The organism is Paenibacillus sp. SEL3 (assembly GCF_054602585.1).
Window position 1 is genome coordinate 220,379 of the sequence record NZ_CM137725.1, and the last position, 26,880, is coordinate 247,258.

General features: G+C 44.2%; 23 protein-coding genes and 1 pseudogene. 4 read left to right on the forward strand and 20 right to left on the reverse strand.

Annotation, left to right across the window (positions count from 1 at the left end; all coding sequences use genetic code 11):
- Window positions 1–155: 155 nt before the first annotated feature.
- Window positions 156–1,220 (forward strand): spore photoproduct lyase, encoded by a 1,065-nt coding sequence (splB, locus tag ACYCS5_RS01145; RefSeq protein WP_023989268.1) that lies wholly within the window; start codon window positions 156–158, stop codon window positions 1,218–1,220.
- Here splB and ACYCS5_RS01150 read toward each other — a convergent pair.
- The 8 genes from ACYCS5_RS01150 to adhE all read right to left on the reverse strand — a co-directional run bounded on the left by ACYCS5_RS01150 (window position 1,213) and on the right by adhE (window position 14,014).
- Window positions 1,213–1,929 carry a cytochrome c biogenesis CcdA family protein gene (locus tag ACYCS5_RS01150; protein ID WP_029517240.1) on the reverse strand — a complete coding sequence of 239 codons (717 nt, stop codon included), beginning with the start codon at window positions 1,927–1,929 and terminating at the stop codon, window positions 1,213–1,215. The two genes, splB and ACYCS5_RS01150, sit on opposite strands and share 8 nt — an antisense overlap.
- Window positions 1,930–2,089: 160 nt before the next feature.
- Window positions 2,090–4,108, reverse strand: a complete 2,019-nt coding sequence (gene metG, locus ACYCS5_RS01155) for a methionine--tRNA ligase (protein ID WP_069012736.1) — start codon at window positions 4,106–4,108, stop codon at window positions 2,090–2,092.
- 414 nt (window positions 4,109–4,522) lie between these two features.
- Complete coding sequence (gene yidD / locus ACYCS5_RS01160) at window positions 4,523–4,813, reverse strand: membrane protein insertion efficiency factor YidD (protein ID WP_029517238.1); 291 nt, start codon at window positions 4,811–4,813, stop codon at window positions 4,523–4,525.
- Between the two features lies 1 nt (window position 4,814).
- Window positions 4,815–5,306, reverse strand: coding sequence for a Fur family transcriptional regulator (locus tag ACYCS5_RS01165; protein ID WP_039270917.1), 492 nt, complete (start codon window positions 5,304–5,306; stop codon window positions 4,815–4,817).
- Between the two features lie 253 nt (window positions 5,307–5,559).
- Complete coding sequence (locus ACYCS5_RS01170; RefSeq protein WP_459760666.1) at window positions 5,560–7,782, reverse strand: copper amine oxidase N-terminal domain-containing protein; 2,223 nt, start codon at window positions 7,780–7,782, stop codon at window positions 5,560–5,562.
- Window positions 7,783–8,001: 219 nt separating this feature from the next.
- Window positions 8,002–8,760, reverse strand: coding sequence for a pyruvate formate-lyase-activating protein (pflA, locus tag ACYCS5_RS01175; RefSeq protein WP_029517235.1), 759 nt, complete (start codon window positions 8,758–8,760; stop codon window positions 8,002–8,004).
- 51 nt (window positions 8,761–8,811) lie between these two features.
- Window positions 8,812–11,073, reverse strand: coding sequence for a formate C-acetyltransferase (gene pflB, locus ACYCS5_RS01180; protein ID WP_029517234.1), 2,262 nt, complete (start codon window positions 11,071–11,073; stop codon window positions 8,812–8,814).
- A gap of 328 nt (window positions 11,074–11,401) precedes the next feature.
- Window positions 11,402–14,014: a bifunctional acetaldehyde-CoA/alcohol dehydrogenase gene (adhE, locus tag ACYCS5_RS01185; RefSeq protein ID WP_029517233.1), complete on the reverse strand. Its 2,613-nt coding sequence runs from the start codon at window positions 14,012–14,014 to the stop codon at window positions 11,402–11,404.
- Between the two features lie 258 nt (window positions 14,015–14,272).
- Between adhE and ACYCS5_RS01190 the strand changes: the two genes are divergently transcribed.
- Window positions 14,273–14,989, forward strand: a complete 717-nt coding sequence (locus ACYCS5_RS01190) for a Crp/Fnr family transcriptional regulator (protein ID WP_013310849.1) — start codon at window positions 14,273–14,275, stop codon at window positions 14,987–14,989.
- A 138-nt stretch (window positions 14,990–15,127) separates the two neighbouring features.
- On the opposite strand, the gene ACYCS5_RS01195 is transcribed toward ACYCS5_RS01190, so the two are convergent.
- Window positions 15,128–15,895 (reverse strand): DODA-type extradiol aromatic ring-opening family dioxygenase, encoded by a 768-nt coding sequence (locus ACYCS5_RS01195; RefSeq protein WP_039270914.1) that lies wholly within the window; start codon window positions 15,893–15,895, stop codon window positions 15,128–15,130.
- A 318-nt stretch (window positions 15,896–16,213) separates the two neighbouring features.
- Here ACYCS5_RS01195 and ACYCS5_RS01200 point away from each other — a divergent pair, with 318 nt between their 5' ends.
- Window positions 16,214–16,513 carry a hypothetical protein gene (locus ACYCS5_RS01200; protein WP_223821919.1) on the forward strand — a complete coding sequence of 100 codons (300 nt, stop codon included), beginning with the start codon at window positions 16,214–16,216 and terminating at the stop codon, window positions 16,511–16,513.
- Between the two features lie 124 nt (window positions 16,514–16,637).
- Here ACYCS5_RS01200 and ACYCS5_RS01205 read toward each other — a convergent pair whose 3' ends face one another.
- The 6 genes and pseudogenes from ACYCS5_RS01205 to ACYCS5_RS01230 all read right to left on the reverse strand — a co-directional run.
- Entirely contained in the window at window positions 16,638–16,982 is a 345-nt protein-coding gene (locus tag ACYCS5_RS01205) for a winged helix-turn-helix transcriptional regulator (RefSeq protein WP_034095058.1), read from the reverse strand.
- Between the two features lie 246 nt (window positions 16,983–17,228).
- Window positions 17,229–17,960, reverse strand: coding sequence for a ThuA domain-containing protein (locus tag ACYCS5_RS01210; RefSeq protein WP_459760667.1), 732 nt, complete (start codon window positions 17,958–17,960; stop codon window positions 17,229–17,231).
- A gap of 20 nt (window positions 17,961–17,980) precedes the next feature.
- On the reverse strand, window positions 17,981–18,949 hold the full coding sequence (locus ACYCS5_RS01215; RefSeq protein WP_029517230.1) for a sugar phosphate isomerase/epimerase family protein: 969 nt from the start codon (window positions 18,947–18,949) through the stop codon (window positions 17,981–17,983).
- A gap of 76 nt (window positions 18,950–19,025) precedes the next feature.
- Complete coding sequence (locus ACYCS5_RS01220) at window positions 19,026–20,108, reverse strand: Gfo/Idh/MocA family protein (protein ID WP_029517229.1); 1,083 nt, start codon at window positions 20,106–20,108, stop codon at window positions 19,026–19,028.
- Window positions 20,101–20,868: a sugar phosphate isomerase/epimerase family protein gene (locus ACYCS5_RS01225; RefSeq protein WP_029517228.1), complete on the reverse strand. Its 768-nt coding sequence runs from the start codon at window positions 20,866–20,868 to the stop codon at window positions 20,101–20,103. Before ACYCS5_RS01225 ends, ACYCS5_RS01220 begins: the two co-directional genes overlap by 8 nt.
- A 184-nt stretch (window positions 20,869–21,052) precedes the next feature.
- Window positions 21,053–21,346, reverse strand: a pseudogene (locus ACYCS5_RS01230) (Gfo/Idh/MocA family protein); the annotation flags it as partial.
- 165 nt (window positions 21,347–21,511) lie between these two features.
- Between ACYCS5_RS01230 and ACYCS5_RS01235 the strand changes: the two are divergent.
- Window positions 21,512–22,330 carry an AraC family transcriptional regulator gene (locus tag ACYCS5_RS01235; RefSeq protein WP_459760668.1) on the forward strand — a complete coding sequence of 273 codons (819 nt, stop codon included), beginning with the start codon at window positions 21,512–21,514 and terminating at the stop codon, window positions 22,328–22,330.
- A gap of 84 nt (window positions 22,331–22,414) precedes the next feature.
- On the opposite strand, the gene ACYCS5_RS01240 is transcribed toward ACYCS5_RS01235, so the two are convergent.
- From ACYCS5_RS01240 to ACYCS5_RS01260, 5 genes are all read right to left on the reverse strand, one after another.
- Complete coding sequence (locus ACYCS5_RS01240; protein WP_459760669.1) at window positions 22,415–23,899, reverse strand: alpha-N-arabinofuranosidase; 1,485 nt, start codon at window positions 23,897–23,899, stop codon at window positions 22,415–22,417.
- A 318-nt stretch (window positions 23,900–24,217) separates the two neighbouring features.
- Complete coding sequence (locus tag ACYCS5_RS01245; RefSeq protein ID WP_029517224.1) at window positions 24,218–24,496, reverse strand: hypothetical protein; 279 nt, start codon at window positions 24,494–24,496, stop codon at window positions 24,218–24,220.
- A gap of 95 nt (window positions 24,497–24,591) precedes the next feature.
- Window positions 24,592–24,912 (reverse strand): hypothetical protein, encoded by a 321-nt coding sequence (locus ACYCS5_RS01250; RefSeq protein WP_013310862.1) that lies wholly within the window; start codon window positions 24,910–24,912, stop codon window positions 24,592–24,594.
- Between the two features lie 72 nt (window positions 24,913–24,984).
- A complete protein-coding gene (locus tag ACYCS5_RS01255; RefSeq protein WP_459760670.1) occupies window positions 24,985–25,929 on the reverse strand; it encodes a Gfo/Idh/MocA family protein in 945 nt (314 codons plus the stop codon).
- A gap of 165 nt (window positions 25,930–26,094) precedes the next feature.
- The gene (locus ACYCS5_RS01260; RefSeq protein WP_459760671.1) at window positions 26,095–26,784 is read right to left on the reverse strand and encodes a TerC family protein; all 690 of its coding nucleotides are present in this window, start codon (window positions 26,782–26,784) and stop codon (window positions 26,095–26,097) included.
- Between the last annotated feature and the right edge of the window lie 96 nt (window positions 26,785–26,880).

Here is a 26,880-nt window from a genome sequence, read left to right on the forward strand (position 1 = left end):
CAAGTCTCATCCCTTCACTCACATCTATTGCCACGATTTGTTCAATTTAAGCCGGGTACACTAATATCGTCGTCCCTGTATCATTTACTTCTGCGGCAATATGTTAAAGTTGGACACCAGAGCACTGTGGATTTATTTTGAAAGGAGCGTTAGCCATGTCTACGCTTGAGCGTACTCCTGTCCAAACCAGAGGAACCAAGCCATTTTTGCCTGACCTGGTGTTTTTTGAGCCAGACGCACTAAATTATCCCAAGGGCCAGCGTATTATGGATTGGGTTAAAGCCAAGGATATTCCGTACCGGATGACTACCTCTCACAACCGAATTACCAATTTACCAGGTGAAACTGAAGTTGAAAAGTACCGAATGGCAAAAAAAACTTTGGTAGTTGGTATCCGTAAAACGTTAACTTTTGATCAATCCAAGCCTTCTGCTGAATATGCCATCCCCATTTCGACTGGTTGCATGGGGCATTGTCACTACTGTTATTTACAAACAACCTTGGGAGCAAAGCCGTATATTCGTGTATATGTCAACACTGACGATATCTTATCAGCAGCTAAAGCTTATATCGAGGAGCGTGCGCCTGAAATTACCCGTTTTGAAGCAGCTTGTACCTCCGATCCGGTTGGTTTGGAGCATATCACCGGAACGCTTGGAGACTTGATTCGTTTCATGGCAGATGAGGAATTTGGCCGTCTGCGTTTTGTTACTAAATATCATCATGTTGATCCATTGCTGGATATTAAACATAATGGTCATACTCGCATCCGCTTTAGCATTAATTCCGATTATGTTATTAAACAGTTTGAACCTGCAACTTCCCGCTTCGAGGAACGTATTGAAGCCGCGGGCAAAATCGCACGAGCCGGTTATCCGCTTGGGTTCATCATTGCACCCATCATCTGGTATGACGGCTGGGAAGAAGGTTACGGCGAGTTACTGCGCAAATTGGGAGAAACCTTGCCCCAGCATGCTACAAAAGATTTGACGTTCGAATTAATACAGCATCGCTTCACCAAAACATCCAAAGCTGTCATCGAGAAACGTTATCCGAAAACCAAGCTGGAGATGGACATAGAGAAACGCAAGAAAAAATGGGGACGCTGGGGACAAAACAAATACGTTTATCCCGATGAACAGCAAAATGCACTGCGAGAGTTTATCACAGAGCGTATTTTTGAACATTTTCCTTTAAGTCGTATTGAGTATTTCACATAACTAGCATCCAACCCGGGGTAATCCGTTGTAAAAATAGCGTTACATCGGTCATATGATCCGTTACCAGTAAAATGCCAGTGATAACAAGTAGTATGCCACCTGTTTTGATGAGGATGGAGGTATAGCGAGAGGATAGCCGAACAGAGCCTACCAGCAAAGCTAATACAAAAAATGGAATCGCAAACCCGAGCGCATAGCCTGTAATCAGTTTGAACCAAATGTGATGCTCTACTGCAGCCAAAGCGATAATAGCTGTTAGCATGGGACCGATACAGGGCGACCAGCCTGCCGCAAAACCAATTCCGATTACAAAGGAGCCGGCGTACCCGGCAGGCTTCCATGTCCAGCGAAGCTTATGCTCCCTCATTAGAATCAAAGGACTTACCACACCGAGAGATACCAGTCCCATTAGTAAAATAAGTAACCCTGCTACCACTCTTAGCGTATCCCCATAATTGGCAAACCATTCTCCAAGCAACCCGACACCTGCACCCAGTGAATAGAAAACGACCGAAAAGCCCAGTACAAAAGCAAGTGTATGCCCCATCGTACGATAACGAACCTCGGCCTTATGCCGTCCTTCAGCCAGTTCACGCGCAGACATCCCTGTCATATACGATAAATAAGATGGATACAGCGGTAAACAACACGGTGAAAAAAAAGAAACCAGTCCGGCTACGATCGCCAATCCGGCGTTAATATCTGTCATCCTCATTTCCTCCCCTGTCTTAAGTGAACACGAGCAAACAAGCCCTGCCAACTAAACATACGTGTAGCGGGAGCAAAATATGATGCACGCCAAAAAGCGCATGCCCAAGAAGAATGATTCTCGGGCATACGCTCATTACGTTCTTTTATTAACTAGCGTACTACTTTACAACTGCACCATTCGGCATACCTTCCGGTACGGTGGCGAGCGTAAGCTGATCTCCATGTGAAGCTGCCAAAATCATACCTTGCGACAGCTCTCCCCGAAGTTTTACTGGCTTAAGATTGGTCACACAGATCACCTTGCGCCCAATGATATCTTCAGGTGTATAAAACTTCGCAATCCCTGATACTACCTGCCGTTGCTCATAACCAAGATCAAGTTGGAGCTTCAACAGTTTATCGGCCTTCTTTACAGGCTCGCAGGCGACGACCTGAGCAACGCGCAGTTCCACCTTGGCAAAATCCTCAATGCCAATCTCTTCCTTTGCCTCCGGCGCTTCCTGGCTCGCCTCAGATGCATTCTGTGGTTGAACTTGTGTCGTAGCTTCCTCTGGTTTCTTACCTCCTGTCATTGCTTCCACGATAAAAGCAACCTCTTGCTCTGAATCCAGACGTGGGAAGATCGGATTACCTTTGACCAACTGTGTTCCTTCCGGAATACGACCAAACTGCTTGCCGCTATCCCATGTAGTCAGCTCACCTTGGCTAATACCGAGCTGTTCCCAAATTTTATGAGGAGCACGGGTTAAGAATGGCTGAAGTAAGATGGAAGCGATGCGCAAGCTTTCTACCAAATGCAACATAACCGATGCCAATTCACGACGTTTTGCCTCATCCTTAGCCAAATTCCATGGTTGCGTCTCGTCAATATATTTGTTGCTACGGCTAATAAATTGGCTAATCGCCGTTAATGCCACGGAAAACTCCATGTTTTCCATGGCTTCTTCTACTTTGCTATAAGTCGATGTTGCCATGTCTTCCAGAGCTCCGTCGAATTCTGTTACATTTGCTTCATAAGCCGGAACCTTGCCGTCAAAATATTTATCTACCATCGCCACGGTACGATTCAACAAGTTGCCCAGATCATTTGCCAAATCCGAATTAACTCGATCTACAAAACTTTCTGGTGTAAATGTTCCATCTGCCCCAAAAGGCACCTCGCGCAGCAAGTAGTAGCGAAGTTGGTCCAGACCATAACGGTCAATCAACGTTACCGGGTCTACCACATTGCCTTTAGATTTCGACATTTTACCATCTTTCATAAGTAACCAACCATGTGCAAATACTTTTTTAGGTAACGGAAGATCCAATGCCATCAGCATGATTGGCCAATATATCGTGTGGAACCGTACAATCTCTTTACCCACGATATGCACATTTGCTGGCCAAAATTTATCGTACAGCTCAGTATTAGAAGAACCATATCCCAAGGCTGTGATGTAGTTGGAAAGTGCGTCAATCCAAACGTATACGACATGCTTCGGGTCCCCCTTGACCTTAACACCCCAGTCAAAAGTTGTACGGGAAACAGCCAGATCCTCTAGCCCCGGCTTGATGAAGTTGTTAATCATTTCTTTTTTCCGGGATTCCGGTTGGATAAACTGCGGGTTCTCTTCATAAAATTGCAGCAACCGATCAGCATACTTGCTCATGCGGAAAAAGTAGCTCTCTTCCTTGACCAATTCTACAGGGTGTCCACTATCCGGGCTCTTACCTCCAGTCACATTGCCTTTAGCGTCCTTCACCACGTCAACCAGCTGAGTTTCTGTGTAGTACGTCTCGTCAGGGATGCTGTACCAGCCTTCGTATTCTCCCTTGTAAATATCGCCTTGTTTTAATAAACGATCAAAAATTTCCTGTACGACAGCCTTATGACGTTCCTCCGTAGTACGGATAAAATCGTCATTGGAAATGTCGAGCTTCCGCCACAGGTCTTGGATGCCTGCCACAATGTCATCTACGAAACGTTGTGGCGTTTTGCCAGCTGCACTTGCCTTTTGCTCAATCTTCTGACCATGCTCATCCGTTCCTGTCAAATAACGCACTTCATAACCGCGTAGCCGCTTGTAACGGGCCATTGCATCTCCCGCAACTGTCGTGTAAGCATGACCTATATGTAGCTTGTCGCTCGGATAATAGATCGGTGTCGTAATGTAAAATGTGTTCTCATTGGACATGTATGTTGCCTCCTGTTTTGTTCACGGCAGCTCGATAAGACCTGCTGACATGATGGTACTCCAATTTATGAATTTGGAACAAATTGGGCACAAAAAAGACCCCCGCCCCTATGGGACGAGAGTCACCTCACGCGTTACCACCCAATTTTCCTGTATCCTCGCAGACTACAGGCTTCACCGGTCACATCTGACCGCCCATTAACGCTGGAACACGCCTCCCCCTTACGTTTGCCTCCCGTGCACAAATAACTGTGGCAAATACGCTCGAAAAAGGTTCCTCCAGGACCATATTCAGGCTTCGCTCCAGACCGGTTTGCAGCTAACCCCGGCTCTCTGTACTGGACATTTCACCCTACTCATCCCTTCGCAGGAAAACAATATTAACCAAAATATAACCAAATCCGCATAGCGCTGTCAAGTCAGACTCTTCTCGGAATGAGTAGCCAAACGATCTTCGCTAGACCTGTCTGTCTCCTTTTTTGCAGGAGGAACCAAATCTACGCCTCCTGGATGAAAGGGATGGCATTTGGCTATACGCTTAGTAGCAAGCCATGAACCTTTGAGCGCACCATGCACTTCTACCGCCTCTAACGCGTACGCTGAACACGTTGGATAGAATCGGCAGGTAGCCGGCTTTAACGGTGAAATATAGGAACGATAAAACTTAATCGGAGCCTGTACCACTCTGCGTGTGGTGATTTTCATTTCAGTAGCCCCCGTGGCTGTGAGTGTGACTGCTCGTCTGTCTGAATCCCCCATCCGAATTACTATCAGTATGTCCATTCTTCTGTTGACATTCTTTACAATAACCAAAAATTTCAAACTTGTGCTCGACGATTTGGAATTGATCCGTTGTATCCGTCATTTGCATTGGGCAAAAAGAAATCGGTAATGTTTTCTGACAGCTCAAGCAAATCATATGGTGATGGTGATGATGCTCATTACAGCTCACCTTGAACTTCATTCCATCCTCAAAAGATACCTGTTCCAGCACACCCAATTCCTGCATTACACGCAAATTACGATAAACTGTATCAAAGCTAAGTCCACTGTACTTCTTACCCATATATTCATAAACGTCTTTGGGGGACAGATACCCTTCATTCTCGGAAAATAACGTGGCCAACGTCTTGCGCTGATCTGTAATACGCAGCCCCTGAGCGGACATTGTTGCAATAATCTCATCCTTTGTCAGCATGCGTTTCACCCTCCCCTGTCTGTAGTTTCAGGTTTTCTGATGCAGGCTTAGGCTTGCATCTATTTATTATACCACGATTAAAGTCAATATTATAAGAGATATTCGCATCTATACATAAGAAAAAGACGCTCTCCAGCGCTACGATCAAATTCGCAGCAGGAGAACGCCTATATTCTGCAAGTGACATCGACTTTTAAACGGTGAATGACGAGACCCAAGGTCTAAGCCGGTAAACAGTACCGGTTAATTCATATTAATTTTTAATAGCTGGTAAAGGCATAACTACTACGGAAACCGGCAAGTTACTTCCTGCAGCAGCAGTGAAATACATCTCTACACTTTCCTCGATATGCCCTGTGCGATACAGCACACTCATCTCATTTGGAGCCCATACCGAGCCGTTTGTCGGGATACCCACAACCTGATTGTTTACCATCGCATAGCCGGAATATTCGCCTCCACGCGGGTTGAACGTAATCAGTGAATACGGCGCTACATGATCCAATTTAACTTTATATACAACACCAAAATTACCGGCATTAGAAGCAGAAGAGCCGTCCAGACCGTCCGTACCAATCAGGTTCGGGTCTACCTTATTATCGCCAAGAACGATACGTTGAGCTGTTTTACCAACCTCTTCGGTATAATTCAGCGCGATATCAGCATTAGCGTACGTTCCACGGTTATGAATACCGTCCTTAGGCAGTTTTGCCAAAGTAGGCAACACGGTCAACGGATCTGCATTTGCATCTAACACAATTACCGTGTATTGAATAGGTTGATCCGTATATAAATCGGATAACAGAGAAATGACTTGTTTTTGCTTGATTTTTTGTGCGTTCAGATCCTGTAAAACAATGCGACTTTCGCCAGGATTTAGAACTGTGCTAGAACGCTTGCTTCCATCCTGCATGGATTGAAAATATCGTTGAATCGAGACTTTACCCGCAGCTGTTGCAAATTCAGATGGTCCGGCAAAACCGGAATTTTCGACATTCATGTTGGCAGGAGTAATATTGTTGTTGGTTGCAATCACGTACATTTTCACATCTCGACCCGTTTCATTCACATGATGGACGAGTATGCGCGTGCTTCCTGATCCGGTTTCCTGATACACAATACCGTCCTGAAATACACGTTCCGGGCTGTTAGCACGGATCAAAAGACGCGGTGAAGATGTACTTGTCAAAGGAATGGTAGCCATGGTAGGTACCTGACTGCCGTCTACTGTATATTTATCACCATATGGTGTGAAGATTTTATTGAAATCATCTTCGTTGTACAGCAGTTCATTCGTAATTTTAATCGTTTCACTTTTGGTACCTGTTGCGCCGTGCTTATCAGTCACGGTTAACGTAATTGTTACATCACCTGGTTGGAAGAAGGCAAGTTTCTTGTTCTCCCAATCACGCTTAGTAATAGCATTCTCATCATCCGTACTCAGGTCCGTAAGGGTGATCTTTTCACCCATCTTGTATTCTTTTTTATCTGTAGTAAACAGAGCGACTGGCGGTTGGTTCGGCGGTCTTACTGTAATTGTAACTGAGTAAGGATCACTCCAGTTTCCAGCAGAGTCAAGAACAGAATAGGTAACTACATATGTACCCGGCTCCTGAAATACGTCCTGCTTACCTTCCCAACGTTGGTTCACAATCGGTAGACCTGTAGGAGAAGATTCCTTCGTCAAATACGTAACTTGGGTTTCGCCCGCATAGATATCTTTTTGCTGAACCGTGAAGGAAGCTTTAGGCTTTTGATTCAAATCCATGATAACTTGTTTAGTCGTATTATTCACAGTATAAGGAATATTTAAGGCCTGTGTAATCGAGGTCAACGGCACCATAAATACGTTCTTTTGCTGAAAAGCCGGTCCCTTCATTTGTCTGGCTTCACCGTTAACCGTATAAACCTTGCTGTCTGTTTTGAAGCGCATGACATTTGTTCCTTGTGTGATTACGGTTTCTTTGGTGGCAGTGTCATAACTAAACTGCAATCCGACACGGCTGACAAGTGAACGGATAGCTACATAGGAAACTCCGTCCTTAACAGTCATCGGCTGAGTTGCCGTATATACCTGTCCGTTTTGTTCCATTTTCGCGCTGTTTAAATACAAAATCAGTTGATTAGCACCCATGTTTGTTGGAGCTCCACCAGGATTGGTGATCGTTCCGTCTCCACCGTATACATCATTGGATACGTTCGATCCGTTGGTTGTATCCGTAGGTAGGCCAGTCAATGGATCATTGGTTACGCCTGTGTTATCTGGTGTTACCGTGTTGTTTTGTGTGCCTGTTCCCTCTTGAGCTCCGATACTATTCTGAACGCTGGAATCAGCAACATTGGTCTGAGCCTGCTGTGCGCTAACCGAATCGGTGGATTGAACGGTTGTTGATGCTGCTTCTGCTCCTACAGGGGCTACTGCGGCCACCTGAGCTACCGCCAAAGCGGTGAGCATGGTCCATTTCTTGAAATTCATTGTCTGTCTCCTTCTATCACCAAATTATTATCATTCCCGTAAAAAGTCATACTATTAGACGCGTCAGTTGTTAAAAAGTTTCTGGAAATTTTGCTTATCATGAAAAAAAGGGAACTTTCTCCTGTGACTGCAAAAAATTCAACAACAAAAAACCGCCACCCATCTGACCTGATGTGGCGGCGGCTTCATTACTAAGAAATAGCTTTTGCACCATTTACATTAAGATGGACGACAGACAGCATTCTTTCCTGCAGTCTCCAGACGACCCTCTTCAATGAGTCGGTAAGCCCGTTGAACTTCTTCGTCTGTAGGAGATGGAACTCCCTCCAACGGATACTCCTTACCGAGCATTTCCCACTTGTAAACACCCATTTGATGGTAAGGTAAAATTTCGAATTTCTCGACTCCGTTCAACGTTCCGATAAACCGTCCCAAATTCAATAAATCTTGCTCGTCATCATGAATACCCGGTACAAATACGTGTCTAATCCACATTTTACGCCCTTGCTCAGACAACCAGCGAGCTGTGCTTAGCATACGGTCGTTGGACTTGCCTGTAAGCTTAATATGCTTGTCGTTGTCAATATGCTTAATATCAAGTAACACCAAGTCTGTTACGTCCAGCAGATCATGGATACGGCCCGCATCATTAAAGCCATTACTGTCCAGTGTCGTGTGCAAATTCCAGCGACGTTTCACTTCTTTGAACAGCTCTGCTACAAAATGAGCTTGCAATGTCGGTTCTCCACCGGATACGGTCAATCCGCCTCCCGAAGAACGGTAATAGGCTAAATACGGTTCAATTTCAGCCAATACTTCCTCTAGGGTCATTGGATTGCCTTCATTCAAGGCCCAAGTGTCCGGATTATGGCAATACTGACATTTCAACAAGCATCCTTGCATAAAGAGCACGAAGCGGATGCCGGGACCATCGACGGTCCCGAAGGTTTCCAATGAGTGTATGTGTCCTTTCAACATGTTGCATCATCCTTCCCGCATCCGCTATGCGTGCGTCATTGTAATACTTATTTACATTGTACCGTGGAAAGTACGGTTAATAACATCCAATTGTTGTTCACGAGTCAGCTTAATAAAGTTAACGGCATAACCGGAAACACGGATCGTCAGCTGTGGATAGTTTTCTGGGTGTTCCATTGCATCCAACAGTTGTTCGCGAGCAAACACATTGACATTCAGATGATGTGCGTGGCTTCCAAAATAGCCATCCATCATCGAAACAAGGTTTGTTTTGCGTGTTTCTTCTTCTTTACCCAGTGCTTTAGGCACGATAGAGAAGGTGTTCGAGATACCATCCAGACTGTGTTCATAAGGCAATTTGGCTACGGAACTCAGAGATGCCAAAGCACCTTTTTTATCACGGCCGTGCATTGGGTTTGCCCCTGGTGCAAACGGTTCGCCTGCTTTACGTCCATCCGGTGTTGTACCTGTTTTCTTACCATACACCACGTTAGAAGTAATAGTCAGTACAGATTGAGTAGGAAGCGCATTACGATAAGCTTTATGCTTGCGAATCATGCTCATGAAGCTCTCTACCAGTTCCACAGCGATGTTATCTACACGGTCATCGTTGTTACCGTAGCAAGGGTATTCGCCTTCAATTTCAAAGTCAACAGCAATCCCTTTTTCGTTACGGATTGGTTTAACTTTTGCAAATTTAATGGCACTCAAGGAGTCGGTAGCAACTGACAGACCCGCAATACCACAAGCCATGGTGCGGAGAATATCACGATCATGCAACGCCATTTCAATGCGTTCGTAGCTATATTTATCATGCATGTAGTGAATAACATTCAAAGTGTTCATATACAGTTTGGCCAACCATTCCATCATAGGTTTGAAGCGACTCAACACTTCTTCATAATCCAGAACTTCACCTGTAATGGCTGGGAATTCAGGCCCTACTTGGACGCCAGATTTTTCATCTTTACCACCGTTAATTGCATACAGCAGAGCTTTAGCCAAGTTAGCACGAGCACCAAAGAATTGCATTTGTTTACCGATTTTCATTGCCGATACACAACAAGCAATACCATAGTCGTCTCCATAAATCGGACGCATCAGATCGTCATTCTCGTACTGAATGGAGCTAGTTTCAATAGAAACTTTCGCACAATATTTTTTGAAGCCTTCAGGCAATTTTTCCGACCACAGTACAGTCAGGTTCGGTTCCGGTGCAGGTCCCAGATTGTAGAGGGTGTGCAGGAAACGGAAGCTGTTTTTAGTTACCCGAGTTTCTCCAGTTACGGACATACCACCAATGGACTCAGTAACCCAAGTTGGATCTCCACTGAACAGTTCATTATAGTCAGGTGTGCGCAAGAACTTAACAATACGCAATTTCATAACAAAATGATCGACCAGTTCTTGAGCTTGTTCTTCTGTCATTGTACCCTCTTCCATATCACGTTGAGAGTAAATATCAAGGAAGGAAGATACACGTCCTAAGGACATTGCTGCACCATTTTGTTCTTTGATTGCTGCAAGATATCCAAAATATACCCATTGGAAAGCTTCTTTCGCATTGTTAGCAGGTTTTGAAATATCAAAACCGTGCTCAGCAGCCATTTGTTTCAGTTCATTCAAAGCACGAATTTGCTCGGAAATTTCCTCACGCAGACGAATTACGTCTTCTTCCATGGAATCAACTTCAAGGCTTTTCAGTTGCAGCTTTTTATCTTGGATCAAGAAGTCTGCACCGTATAAAGCTACACGACGATAGTCACCGATAATACGACCACGGCCGTATGCATCTGGCAGACCAGTAATGATACCAGCTTTACGAGCTGCTCTCATTTCATCTGTATAAGCGTCAAATACACCTTGGTTGTGAGTTTTACGAATATGAGTGAAGATATCAATGATACTTTCTGGCACTTCAAAACCATAGGCTTTGCAAGCGTCGATCATCATTCGAATTCCGCCAAACGGCTGTAAAGAACGTTTGAATGGAGCATCTGTTTGTACACCGACAATTTGCTCTTTATCCCGGTCTAGATAACCCGGTTTATGTGAAATAATAGTGGATGGCGTATTCACGTCTACATCAAGCACGCCGCCGTTTGCCAACTCTTTTTTGGTAAGATCGGATACAATATCCCACAATGCAGTTGTGTTGGCCGTAGGACCAACCAAAAATTCTTCATTGCCAACATAAGGTAAGATATTGGTTTCAATAAAATCGTTGACGTTGACTTCTTTAGTCCATTTGCCTTTTTTAAAACCTCTCCAGCCAGATTGTTGCTCTTGTAATTCTCTCTCAATCACCGACATGTAAATCCCTCCAAATTGTTTGGTCTTCCGGACTTGTGATTTTTTTCACGATAAAGCTATTTCTTGAGCCCGGCCTGTTCACCGATGCCTTACGCTCAGTGTCGGGACCTTTCTTACACCCTTATTGTAGAATAATGATAGAGTGTAGTATGTGACAAAAATCACAATATGAGTGATTTTTGTCACTTTATTTTCCCTAGCTTCGCGCCTATATCCTTAGCCTTGCCGTTCACCTCCCTTCCCAAACCAACAGGCCCTCTATATAGAGAGCCTGCATCGGTATTGAACGAGAAAATGCTTTTTCACAAGCCTCTTCTTACCTATTATCTTATTGGTCAAAACGTCCGTAGAAGGCATTGCGATAGACATCAGCCAACTCAGTAACCAGTGGCAACTTAGGATTCGCAGTTGTACATTGATCTTCAAATGCGCGGTCAGCCAGATAATCTACACGTGATTCGAAATCTTTCGCATCGAAACCGATTTGTTGGAACGATTCCTCGATACCGAGTGTTTTGTTCATTTTACGGATCGCTTCGATCAAGCTGTTAACCCCTTCTTCGGTGGTGCGTGCAGGCAGTCCCAATATGCGCGCGATTTCTGCATAACGCTCATCCGCAACAAAGTGCGAATATTTAGGGAACGAAGCAAATTTTGTCGGTTTTTTCGCATTATAACGAATAACGTGCGGCATCAAAATGGCATTCGTGCGGCCATGCGCTGTATGGTATTGTCCACCCCATTTATGTGCAAGACTGTGGTTAATGCCCAAGAATGCATTAGCAAACGCCATACCAGCAAGTGTGGAAGCATTATGCATTTTTTCACGAGCCAGCTTATCACCGGTCAGAGCCGATTGTTCTAGGTATTGGAATACCAATTGAATGGCTTTAATTGCCAGACCATCTGTGTAGTCATTAGCCATTACGGACACGTAAGCCTCGATAGCATGTGTCAGAACGTCCATACCTGTGTCCGCTACAGCTGTTTTAGGCAGCGAATATACAAACACTGGGTCAATAATTGCCACATCAGGAGTCAACTCATAGTCAGCCAGTGGGTACTTCGTGTCGCCCAGGTTTTTGTCCGTAATTACTGCGAACGATGTAACTTCGGAACCTGTACCCGATGTTGTAGGGATAGCTACAAATTGTGCTTTTTGGCCCAGACGTGGGTACTTGTAAATCCGTTTACGGATATCCATGAATTTTTGTTTTAAGTTATTGAAATCAGTATCTGGATATTCATAGAACATCCACATGCCTTTAGCGGCATCCATTGGCGAACCGCCGCCCAGTGCGATGATGCAATCCGGTTGGAAACGTCTCATCATTTCAGTACCACGTTCTACCGTAACTGTCGATGGATCTGGCTCTACTTCAGAGAACACTTCGATAGCTACTGGTGTTTGGCGCTGATGCAGATAATGAATAACACGATCTACATATCCCAGTTGTACCATCATAGGGTCTGTGATAATAGCTACACGTGTGATATCAGGCATTTTAGCAAGATACTGTGTCGAATTTTTTTCAAAATAGATTTTGGAAGGTACTTTGAACCATTGCATATTCACCGTCCGTTTCGCCACCCTTTTCACATTAATCAGATTGACTGCCGATACGTTCGACGAAGTCGAGTTACGACCGTACGAACCGCAACCAAGTGTCAACGAAGGAAGATTGGTGTTGTAAATGTCGCCAATCGCACCATGTGTGGAAGGTGCATTTACAATGATACGTCCTGTTTGCAAACGGTTTGCAAACCGAGCGATAACATCCTCATCGTTCGAATGAATAGCGGACGAGTGACCCATGCCCCCGAATTCCACGACTTCAGCAGCGCGTTGAATACCTTGTTCCGCATTTTTTACTTTATAGCAAGCCAATACAGGACTCAATTTTTCCGCAGACAATGGGAATTTTGTTCCTACCCCTTCAATCTCAGCGACCAAAATTTTAGTTCCTGCTGGTACTGTAATACCACTCATTTCAGCAATTTTCACAGCAGACTGCCCGACAATAGCTGGGTTCACTGCACATTTCTCGACATTCATAGCTCCTTGAGTGAGCTTAGCTGCTTCTTCTTTATTTACAAAATAGCAACCGTTAGCGATCATCAATTTTTTCACTTGTTCGAAGATTGGCTCTTCGATAATAACCGCTTGCTCCGAAGCACAAATCATACCGTTATCAAAAGATTTCGAGAGGATAAGATCGTTCACGGCCTGTTTGATATCTGCTGTTTTTTCAATAAAGCAAGGCACGTTACCAGGACCTACACCAAGTGCTGGTTTACCGCAGCTATAAGCTGCCTTAACCATGCCTGATCCACCAGTTGCCAAAATTAGCGCCACATCAGGGTGGTTCATCAATACATTGGTCTTATCCATCGAAGGTGCTTCAATCCATTGAATACAATCGGCCGGAGCACCATGTTTAACAGCTGCTTCGAGCAAGACGCGGGCTGCTTCCGCACTACACGATTGAGCAGATGGATGGAAACCGAAAATGATTGGGTTACGTGTTTTAATGGCAATCAGCGCTTTGAACATCGTAGTCGAAGTCGGGTTTGTCACTGGAGTGATCCCCATGATAATACCGACTGGCTCTGCTATCTTTTGAAAACTGTCAAAATCATTGTCTTCAATGACACCGACGGTTTTTTCATTTTTGATACTATGATAGATATATTCTGTTGCAAACATGTTTTTGGTGATTTTGTCCTCGTACACACCGCGTCCTGTTTCTTCAACAGCCAACTTCGCCAGGTACATGTGTTTATCCATCCCTGCGAGTGCCATAGCTTGTACGATTTCGTCAATCTGTTCCTGATTCATACTCATGAAAGCTTGCTGTGCCCGGTTCCCCCGGTCAATCAGCGTTTGAATATACTGCTCTGCGCTTTGCTCTTTTTGAATAACCTCGTTTTTAACAGCCATTTCCCTCATCCTCCTGTTATCTCGTGTACTATCTCTTGTTCACGCACTGATCGTAACACAGCTTTTCAAGATATATTGTGATTTTTTTCACAATCTATTTAAAATTTTATTTTATGAAGTGAATTAAATCACAAAGTTTGGAATTCTGCCACTTTTACCCCCTCTTCTTGCCCCAAAAACTCATTGCACAAGTATATAATGAATTTGAATTGATCAAGTTGCAGATAAAAAACATAGGATACAAAGGGGAAATGGACGATGAGAAACCCTACAAATGTAATGGAAGCCCGCGGCAACACCTGTTGCTTCTCGGAGGCCAGCTTCAACCGATTGCAAGTAATGATGAAAGATCGAGTTATGCCAGAAAGCTCGCATCTGTTCTGGGAAGGAGATACAGCGGATAAGCTGTTTTATATTAAGCGCGGACGCGTGAAAGTAACCAAAACAACGGATGAGGGCAAGGAACTTATTCTATATATGTATCAAAGCGGCGATCTTGTTGGTCAAGCCGATCCATTTTTCGGTACTAAGCATTCCTTTTCTGCTGAGGTTCTGGAAGACAGTGATATTGGCGTAATCGATCATACAGATTTGGAACTGCTTATTTGCCAGCATTGTGATTTTGCGATTGACTTTATGAAATGGATGGGTTCACATCACCGCATTACTCAGACTAAGTTCCGCGATTTGATGATGTACGGCAAGCCAGGCGCTTTATGTTCAACGCTCATTCGTCTATGCAATACCTATGGTGAGCCTCACGGCGAACATATCCTGATTCATAAAAAAATTACTCATACTGACTTATCAAATATGATCGGTGCGACCCGGGAAAGCGTAAACCGGATGCTTAGTGATCTACGCAAGAAAAATGCAGTTGAATATGATAATGGTATGATTGTTGTCAAAGATTTGGAAATGCTGCAAGGTGTATGTCATTGTGAACTATGCCCTCGTGAGATTTGCCGGATATAATAAATCGTTTTTTTATGTAAAAGGGAGTGTTATAAGCCACTATAGCTTATAACACTCCCTAATTTATTTCCACTCCCCTACTTATACAGGAGCAGTAGCGAAGCATTTTAACGACAGTCCTTCTTCTGGCAACACTCTTTAAAACTGTAAGCATAGATAACTTAAATTCCCCATCTCATAGCTTCTATGGATGACCTTGGCTTCGTTTGCAGGATTGCCACTCCCCATTGCAATAAACAACGGTACAAAGTGTTCTGCTCTGGGTACGGCCTGGCGAGCATACGGTGCTTCGCTTTCATAGTGATCCAAAGCCTCTATATCTCTACTTTGTACTTTTTCAATAATCCAATCATCAAAATCTATAGCCCAAGGTTCTGTTTTCGTTTCCCCCCATTTGACGATACGCAGATTATGAACAGTCACGCCACTACCAATGACCAGAGTATCCTGTTCTCCCAGTCCTCGCAGCACTTCACCAATAGCATATTGTGCTTTGGGCGAGAGATATGGATTTACAGAGATCTGAACTACCGGAATGTCTGCCTCAGGATACATACGATGCAACAATGTCCAAGATCCATGATCCAATCCCCTCACCCGATCAGTTTCTACGTCAATGCCCTTTTGTTCATATAATTTTTTCAGCTTATTGGCCAGTTCCACAGAACCATGTGCTGGATACTTCACCGCGTACAGTTCCGGTGGAAAACCGCCAAAATCATAAATGGTATCGTACACGTCATCCATCGAACTGATCGTCAACGTTTGTGTTTCCCAATGAGCAGTAAAGATAACTATCGCTTTAGGACGAATACTTTTCCCCAGTTGCTCTAAAAATGAAGTATAGTCCGTCTGTTCAATAGCAAGCATCGGTGAGCCATGGGCCAAAAATAAAGATGGCATCATATAAAGATCCCCTTATCATCAACAATTTATTTTATTCATCAAGTAACTTTATGTAAGTAATGATACATAAGTAACAGAGTCATGTCAACACAGATTTTAACATACACTTAAAGGTCAAAGATTCTATAAATAAAGATTGATATAGGTATAATGTCATAGTAATATGTAACTAATAAATTTTAAAATTTCACTTTATTTCGATACAAAGGACTGGTTTCTATGGAGATACATACTTCTAATTGCCCAAAATGCGGTTCCGTTTTTCGTCAAAACCTTAGAAACCTCTGTAGTACTTGTATTCAGGAAGAAAATATATTCTTGGATCGCTGTTCTAACTATCTATGGAAGCATCCTTCTACTCATACTCGCCAGCTCAGTGACGTAACTGGTACACCTATAGAATTGCTCACAGATTGGGTAAGAGCAGGCAAATTTCCCTCCACATACAGTCAGCTTGATTATCCTTGTGAGTCCTGCCGTTCCCCTATTTATGCAGGGAGACTTTGTCATTCCTGTCTGGGTACATTCCGTTCGGCCGCGCTGGATATTCAAACCCGTGTGCCTCGCCGTGCAACAGCAGCATTATTCTCAGTTGCAGGGCGCGTCAAAGGCTATTAAGTCGTGCTGCCTAAGCACATCATTTCTGCAAAATGGATAAGTAGTCCTAAACGCAATATAAAAAACAGCCTTTTTTCTAGGAAAAGGCTGTTTTGCTATGAAAAACACTTATTTAGTTTGGTGCTCATCTAATCCATTCCTCAGCCCAAAATTGAATCTGTTCCATAACCGGCTGAAGTGCACGGCCTTTGGTTGTTAGCTCGTATTCAATGCGGACAGGAGTTTCTGGATATACATGACGTGTAAGAATTCCTTCATTTTCCAAATCTTTCATCCGCTCTGATAACATTTTGTCACTCATTGTGGGAATCAGATTGGAAATATCCTTAAACCGCTTAGGACCGCTCATCATGGATTGAATAATTAATCCATTCCAACGCTTGCCCAAACATGAAAAGGCGGTTTCAAAACGCGGACACATTTTTGTACATTGCGGTTGACTCTCCAAATTTTTCACCTTCTTTTGCATTTCGGTTTGATAAAGCTTTCCTTTTGTTAGTATATATCATTTTAGCATACTTTATCCCGAAAGAAAACACTTTCTTCTTAAATTAAATACCTGCGCCGATAAAGTTGCCTGACCAAAACTGATTATACAACAAACCAACACAGCAGGTATATGTCTAAATCGTTAAATCAAAAAAGGCGGAATCCCCTAGAGGTTCCGCCTTTCAATCTATTCATTATATAGCTCATCAAAATGTGATGATTGTCATTATACCAACACTCCACCGAGAGGTCTTACCGGTTCACTTCTACCATATATTGGTTTGTTAATACTTGTTGGAGAAGTCCAACGAATACTATTGGCAATAACCTTCAAAATATCAGGCTGGTAATAAGTCGGATAGGTCTCATGGCCTGGGCGAAAATAAAATATTTTACCACTACCTCGACGGAAAGTACATCCGGTTCTAAATACTTCGCCACCTTCAAAGTTACTAACAAATACCAATTCATCTGGCGCTGGAATATCAAAGAACTCGCCATACATCTCTTCCTGCTTCAACAAAATTTTGGCGTCTATGCCTTCTGCAATGGGATGTGACGGATTCACCGACCAAATAATCTCCTGTTCACCTGCCACCCTCCATTTCAGATCGCAGCTAGTGCCCATCAGGGCTTTGAATGGCTTGGAAAAATGGCCTGAGTGCAGCACGATTAAGCCCATTCCTTCCTGCACTCGCTTGACAACACGCGCCGTAACTTCATCGCTCACCTGATCGTGGGCTTTATGCCCCCACCACAGCAGCACATCTGTGGAATTCAAGACTTCTTCTCCCAAACCATGCTCGGCATCATCACGCAGTGTAGCTGTTCGAATGACAAATCCCTCTCCTGCCAGGCCGTCAGCCAACGCTTTGTGTATCCCGTCAGGATATATCTGTTTGGCTTCATCATTCAACTTTTCGTTCAAAAATTCATTCCAAATGGTGACGTTAATCATCAACATTTCCCCCTATTAGGTTAGACCCACCACATCTCGCTCAGCGGTTCTTCAATCAGTACCTGGCGAAGATTGTGGACAGCCTTAGTAAAGCCCTCTTCCACGGACATCAGACCATCTTCATGCTCAATACTCACTACATGATCGTATCCCACCAGGCGCAAAGCACTGATAATATCTGCCCAGGTTTTTACATCATGTCCATAACCCACAGTACGGAACTGCCAAGCGCGATCTAGCATTTTCGTATATTCCTGCATATCGGTAAGTCCATATTTATTTACATTAATCGGATCAATCGTCGTATCCTTGGCATGAAAGTGGTGAATAGCTCCCTCTCGGCCCAAAATTTGAACTGCCTGCACAGGGTCAATTCCCTGCCACCACATATGGCTCGGATCGAGATTAGCACCAATAACCTCTCCCGCAGCTTCACGTAAACGAAGCAAGGTCGCTGGTGTATGAACGGAGAAGCCTCCGTGTAGCTCCAATCCAATTTTAACATGATGATCTGCTGCAAATTTCCCCGTCTCGGTCCAGTAAGGAATAATTTTATTCTCCCATTGCCACTTCAACACTTCTTGAAAATCATTAGGCCACGGAGCCACAGGCCAGTTTGGATATTTCGCATCCTCATGATCTCCCGGACAGCCGGAGAAAGTGTTCACAACTGGAACTTCCAGCTTTTCTGCCAATCGAACGGTTTTAAGAAACGTATCATGATCAGCCTGGGCCAAATGCTTTTGCGGATGAAGAGGATTGCCGTGACAGCTAAGTGCGCTAATCGTTAGTCCGCGGGACTCTACTGCCTTTTTGAAATTTTTGAGCGCTGCATCATTCTCCAGCAATTCATCCGGCTTACAATGCTTATCCCCCGGGTTGCCGCCTGTACCGATTTCTACAGCATCCAATCCTTGAGAAGCCACATAATCCAACGCTTCCTCCAGCGAACGTCCACCGAACAACACCATAAATACTCCAAGTTTCAAAAGAAATCCCCCCCTGTATCATATGTGAAAAAAGCTGCTTTCATTATAACGATGGTCTATTCGGGATAATTACGGCTTAGTCAAAATAGACAGCTTTCCCCGTACGTGCCGATTCATAGATAGCTTCCAAAATTTCAGTAACAACCAGTGCCTGTTCCGGCTTCACAAGAGGTTCTTTGTCGTCCAGAATAGATTCGATCCACAGGCGGGCTTCGCGGTCTGCTTCATTTTCCGTCTCTCCAGAGTAAAAGGCAACACCACCTGCATCCAGATCTATTTTCGTATCAAACAAACGGCTGTTCTTTTCTCCGTTAATGCGCAATCCATCCTGCATATCGGCTCCGCCTTCGGTACCGCATAACAGTGTCTTCGCTTCGCCAAACTCTACAACGTTCAATGCCCAGCTGGATTCCAGTACAATCGTAGCTCCATTTTGCATCGTAATAAAACCAAAAGCTGAGTCCTCTACCTTAAATTCCTCAGGGTTCCAAGGTCCAAAGGCATTTGCCGCATCTTTACGATCCCCTAACTTATGGAAAGTTGAACCTAGTACGCTTTTAGGCTTGTAATTATCCATCAGCCAGAGTGTCAGGTCTAGTGCATGCGTGCCAATATCAATAAGAGGACCACCGCCCTGCTTCTCTTCATCCAAGAATACTCCCCAAGTCGGAACCGCGCGACGGCGTAGAGCAATGGCTTTGCCCAGATAAATTTCTCCAAGCTCTCCTTGCTCGACTAATTGCTTCAGGTACAAACTGTCATCACGATAACGGTTTTGATACGCTATGGACAGCTTCTTACCTGTGCGGTTGGCCGCATCAAGCATCTCCCGTGCTTGCTCAGCAGTTTTAGCCATCGGCTTTTCACACAGCACATGCTTACCTGCCTCAAGCGCCGCTACGGTAATTTCCGAGTGCGAGTCGTTAGGTGTACATACATGTACGACTTCAATGTCTTTATTTTCTAACAGCTTACGGTAATCGCTATAAACTTGCGAGCCATCAACACCAAACTTTTCTGCTGCCTCTTCAGCGCGCTCCTGAATGATGTCACAAAATGCAACGATCTCCGCACGCTTCTGCTTGGCAAGACTCGGCAAGTGTTTGCCGTTGGCAATGCCTCCACAACCAATAATCCCGATTTTGAGTGTTTTAGACATGAATATTTCCTCCCTGAGCTGCGTATTGTTGGAGCCATTTAATGCTGGTTTCAATGCTTTCGATTGGAGGGTTTGAGCAGAAATCCTGTTCCACGACGACCCAATCCACACCTGCCTGAATAGCGGCGTCTGTAATGGCCTGAAGCTGCACTTCGCCTTTGCCAAGCTCTACAGTCACTGCTTTTTGCTGCTCGTCACGTGCCATATCCTTTAAGTGAATGATAGGCAGGCGTCCATTATAACGTCCGATGTATTCCACTGGATCATAGCCCCCGTAGTATACCCAACAAGTATCCATTTCGACCTGTAACAAATCATCGGAAACTGCATCATATAAAGCATCGAATACTGGGCGATCATTGATCTTTTCTGTTAATTCAAAATCATGATTATGATAAGCCAGTATCAAACCCTGTTCCTTCACTTTTTCACCAATACGATTTAAATTAGCAAAAAGTTCATCCCACTCCCGCTGTTCTTCGGTTAAATAAGGAACGATTAGGTACTTATTGCCCAATTCTTTGTGGTATGAAATCTCCTCATCCAAATGATCCAGCAAGCGAGAATATTGTACATGAGTTCCGACAACTTCCAGATTCAGTTCATCCAAGAGCGCTCTGACATCCTTGGCATTGCGTCCGAAAAAGGTATGAAATTCTACTCCTTTATAGCCAAGCTCAGCTACCTTGCGCAATGTACCTTCAAAATCCTGTTCAAGCTCTTCCCTTACGGTGTACAATTGCAATCCTACTTTAGCCATTACCCTTCACCTCTTTAAGTTAGGAACCATTATATCTGTTCCATAATACACATCCTCGTCCGGCTTGAACGTACTTACCAGCGTAATGTATTGCCTTCCAATGATGAGTGCTGAAAAGCATGCATGGCTTCTAACACATGGTAGGCCAGCTCAGCATTGGCACGATGGTCCGTGAATTTCAATGCGCCAAAGGCTTTTCACTGTACACATGCTTGCCTGCCTCTAGTATCGCTATATCTGACCATACGTGGCTGCCAGGCACGGTCAGATTAAATACAAGCTCAATTTCAGGCTGGCGCAGTAATTCATCCGATTTGTATACGTTTTCAATGTTGAATTTATCGGCCCTCTCCTTTGCCCTCTCATCCAGTAAATCAGCGATGGCCACCACTTCAATGAGTGGGCTCTTTTGGAGATTTTCAAGATATACCGAGCTAATAGTACCGCATCCGATAATCCCGGCCTTCATTCGTTCCACGTCGTCACACTCCTTGGCCTCCAACATGTACTTCCTCATCTAACATGTAAGCTTTACAGTTCACATAGTATTCTATTTCTGTTTCGTTTAAAATGAATAATATGATTAAAACATGAACAATCTGGTCAATATTTGAAACAGCCATAGCCCAAAGGAGTCATCATCATGTCTATCGTCGAGCCTTGTCAGGTTCTTACCGCAGGCTATTCCTTCCATCGAAAGCCCTTTTATTCGAACCAGCCTGATGGGATCAAAAATTATTTATTCCGTTTGCAAACAGATGGACGCTGCCAGGCCCGCATTAACGGGGAAATGACACGGATTGAGGCGGGTGACCTACTGCTTTTCAATCCTACCGAGCCTTATGAACTGGATATTCATAGTGAGTTGAACCCCATGGGAGAGCTGGTCGTGGAAAGTGGAGATTATCACATTTTTTTCGGTGGTTCCTGGGTAGATGAGTGGTGGAACCATCATAAACGACCCAACAGAATTAAGGTTCAGCTCACAGAAGCCCTGCTTGGCCTATTTCGTCAGCTTGTGATGGAGCAACGACGTATTTCTAATCCTTACCCGGAAATATCAAGTTATTACATACGCATTTTATGTTTGGAGTTTGACCGTATGCTATCCGATCATCCTATCGCTACTCATCATAACTATCTTGCGTATCAGATTAAAAATTATATTGAAGAAAATGCATCCTCTAACTTCAAGCTAGATGACGTGTCTTCACACGTCGGTATCAGCGTATCCCGAGCAGTGCATCTGTTTAAGGAAACATTTGATACGAGCATTATGCAGTACACGCTGGACATCAGGCTTAACATGGCGAGAGAACGAATCATTTTCAGTCCAATGTCACTGGAACAAGCCGCCGAATCGTCAGGATTTGCAAATTACACGTATTTTCACCGTGTATTTCGTTCCCGCTTCGGTATGTCGCCCAAAGAATTCAGGGTGATTCACCGCGAGCAATTGTAGGACAAAGAGAGCGTTCACCTGAACACTCTCTTTGTTCATAACCAATAATAGTGGATACTGCTTACATACCATGACCCAGCTTTTTTACGGAGCAATTGTCAGCATCACTACTGACATTGGTGGCAGTGTAACATCCAAATGCTGACCTTGCAGCTGATAGGTTGTGAAAGCTTCCTTTTTCACACGCTCTGGCTGATCAAACGTATTATGTGCCTGCATATCGTCGCTGGCAAGGACAACACCGCTGATCTTTTTAATCTCTTTGAGTCCTCTTAGCTCCAAATTCAAGTTTGCCGACTCGCCCGGATGGACGTTGCAAAAGCTGATATGAATATTGTCATCCTGCGCTATGGAGGCAGACACGCTTACTTGTGGGATGGAATCCCCGTCATATTCATAATCGCCTACCTTTACATGAACAGCCAGTGCTTGCGCATCCTGATGTACCTTAAACATTTCAAATATATGGTATGTCGGCGTCAACAGCATAGCAGGACCTTCGGTCAGAACCATTGCTTGTAAAACATTTACCATTTGGGCAATATTCGTCATCTGTACTCGGTCATGGTGATTATGGAAAATGTGTAGGTGCAGCCCAGCTACCAGCGCATCACGCATCGTATTTTGCTGATACAGGAAGCCCGGATTGGTTCCCGGCTCAGTCAGGAACCAGGTTCCCCATTCATCGACGATCAGTCCGACCCTTTTGTCAGGATCATATTGGTCCATAATGGCTGAATGACGAGTAATCAATTCATCCATATGCAATGATTTTTTCATCGTCTCGAACCATTCCGCTTCATCAAAACCGACTGCTTGCCGTTTCCCTTCCCAGTTTCCCGGGATCGTATAGTTATGCAGGCTCAAACCGTCCATAAGATGCCCAGCTTCACGCATCAACACTTCGGTCCAACGATAATCATCCACATTCGCCCCACCTGCAATCCGATAAATGCGGTTCTCGCCATAGTTACGGACATATGTCTGATAGCGGCGATACAGGTCGGCATAATATTCTGGGCGCATGTTACCGCCACAACCCCAGTTTTCGTTACCCACTCCAAAATATTTGAGCTTCCAGGGTTTCACACGACCGTTTTCCTGACGCCATGCAGCCATAGGGGACTCTCCATCAAAGGTCATGTACTCTACCCATTCCGACATTTCCTGAACTGTACCACTGCCGACATTTCCACAAATATAAGGCTCTGCATCTAACAGCTCGCACAATTGAAAAAACTCATGTGTGCCAAAATGATTATTTTCAACCACACCGCCCCAATGCGTATTTACCATTCTCTTACGATTTCCTTTGGGTCCGATACCATCTTTCCAATGATATTCATCGGCAAAACAGCCTCCCGGCCAGCGCAGCACAGGAATATTCAGCTTTTTCAGCGCTTCCACCACATCATTACGAATTCCGTTTGTGTTCGGAATCGGTGAGTCCTCTCCAACCCATATGCCTTCATAAATGCAACGTCCAAGATGCTCAGCAAATTGTCCATAAATGTTTTTATTAATAATGCCTTGTTTCCAATCGGTATTAACAACAATAGAACCCTTCACAACAAACCCTCCCAAAATATTAAGATTGTTGGAACATCCGCATAAATGTTTACGCTTTCATTTTGGTGTAAATATCACTCATTCCACCGCGCTTCTTTCGGTTTTAATTTTTACGCATCATCACATCTAGCGAACATTAATATAGTTATTAATAATTAAATAAAAATATTTCACGTGTTTAATATATTTTATTGTCTACTTTTTGTCAATCTTTAAGAAAAGATCCAATCAAACCAAAAAGCCTGCCATTAAGGCAGACCAAGGTATGATTACTTTAACACGTAATCCAGGTTCAGCCGAGCCTGAGCATTGTATCTTTTAGGCTGTTCCTATCCACCGTGAACCATGGTAACTGGGACAATTTTGAGCTGCCGCCAAAGCACGTACACGAACAATACTTCCGCTGATACCACACGTATGTCCGGACATTAACTCTTCACATTGTGAGCAGGCCAACAGTCTGGCTTCGTACACTTCATCATTTACACATTCCATTTTGGGTCTCATGTTGGTTAGAATTCTGGTAATTTGCTCTTCCGATATCGAGATATCTCTTTCACAACCTTTGCAGGTGCTTGGCACTGGTATATCTTCCATCGTCAGCTTACCTCCCCATCAACAATGTCTTAAGTAAATATAGTGACTCCATGATGCCATAAATGATAACAGTATATCCTTTATTCTGGCTAGCCCTATTTCCGTTCCGACGGAAGGCTGGCAGCCGCCTCGGATACGACCATCGCCAAGTCCTCATTTCCGAACATGGATAGTACCCCTAATACTGTATCCAGCGGAATATCACCCGCTTCTTCACGCGATACAGTCAATTTGCGTACTCGTAGCAGACGCTCGTTGCTATCCTGATGCGGATACGCTACACGATATAATTCCTCTGGCTCCAACCCGTGATTGATACACCATTGCGCAAATACAAGAATCATCATATCTTCTTCTTGCTTATAATTTTCGATGATGGCTTCTTCTAGCTGTTTACCACGATTATCTTCTTCCATTCATTCATTTCTCCTTCAACCTAATTCTTGATGTCTGTCTGGACTGTTAAGATCATGTTCGGACGTTCCATATTAATCACTCAAACGGTTGATCAGTTCGTCAGCCAGCATATGGCTTTCCAATACTTTTCCAGCTCGTACAGCACACTCCTCCGGACGATGAATATGCTCCAGAAAATGATTCACGACTCCGGTGAATCCCCGTCTTTCCAAAATCGTATCCCAGCTTCCAAAAGCTTGTGTTAATGGTGAATGATTTTTTTGCATAAAAACAGCCTGTTCCATATTTGTTACTTCAACAGACCGTCCTGCCCCGTGAAGCTCCAGTTTCTCTATGTCAGCTCCTGCCTGTCTACTCATACTGTAGCTTCCGGTGGCATTTCCCAAACGTACAGTCCCGAACGCAACATCCATATATCCTTCACTCGTCGTATTCAGACTACTATGCAGCAGTTCATAATCATCGCCACCCAGCCACAATAGCAAGTCAAGCATATGAATTAAATCATCATAAACCGTCTGTGCCGCCGGTCTTCGATCATATCCAGTACGATGTTTAATAGCCGCACATTGACTGAATCCACCCGCTTCCTCTAACCAAGCCTTAGCAGCAACATAATGCGGGGCAAAACGCCGATTAAATCCCACCGCCAGCAGCACGGCCTGCGCTTCCGCAAAAGCGGTCATCTCCAGATTCTGACGAACATCATAGGACAACGGTTTATCCACATACACGGCAATCCCTTTTTCAATACACGCCATAACCAGATCAAAATGAGCTTCGGTCGCGGCATGTATAAATACAGCTTCCGGTTCCCATGCTAGCATCTCCTTCACATCTGTCGTTCCTCTAGGCAACCTATATTGCTCCATGACGGAACTTACCGGCTCCTGTGAACGGTTCATGACACCTACAATGTCTACACCTTGGTGTGCAGCCAGTAACGGCAAATATACTTTACGAGCAATACCACCCAGTCCCGCAATGGCTACCCTTGTCTTCGTTTGCTTGTCCATATCATTCCCACCTCTAATCACTCATTCATCTGTTGTCTAGTTTACATGGAAGTCTGCTGACAAGTAAAGAAAAGAGACTGCTCCGGGTCCAGTTGGACAATAACGGAACAGCCTCTATGGCATGAACATTCAGCTTCAGCTAAGTTTACCTCAATGTAAGTTAGCTTAGGCGTGCTGCACTTGCTTTCTTGTTTTTTCACTTTTGATTTTCTTAACACGCATCCCAATGGCTACAACCAGAACCACAACCAGAACCTCAAAGCCGTATTTAACGACCCCGTTCATAAACCAGTGTGAAATCAACGGTTCCGCCACCACCATTTTGGCGGCAGTATAAGCAAGTACAGCAGCCCCAATCGTAATAACTACTGGGTAACGTTCTGTCAGCTTCAAGATAATCGTACTTCCCCACACCATGATTGGAACAGAGATTGCAAGACCCAATATAACGAGTAGCATATTTCCATGAGCTGCGCCCGCTACAGCAAGTACATTGTCGAGCCCCATCATCGTATCCGCGATAATAATGGTGCGGATCGCTGCCCACATTTGATTCGTGGCTGAAATTTCATGCTTCTTCTCTTCGACTAGTAGCTTATAGGCGATATAGATAAGTGCGAGTCCCCCAATCAAACGCAATCCATAAATTTGCAATAAATACGTGACCAGCACCGTAGCAATCACACGAATGATGACCGCTCCGACCGTCCCCCAAATAATGACCTTCTTTTGATTGGCCTTATCAACATTGCGAGCCGCCAAACCGATTACGATTGCATTGTCACCAGCTAGCACCAGATCAATGATAATGATGGATACTAATGCGGTTAAAAACTCAATTGACAACAAATCCATACGTTTCTCCCACCTTTTTTTTATTTATTTGTTATACTGTACATAGTTCAGCGCTTTATACTAAAAAAGCGCCATTTCACGGAATCCGGAAACGGC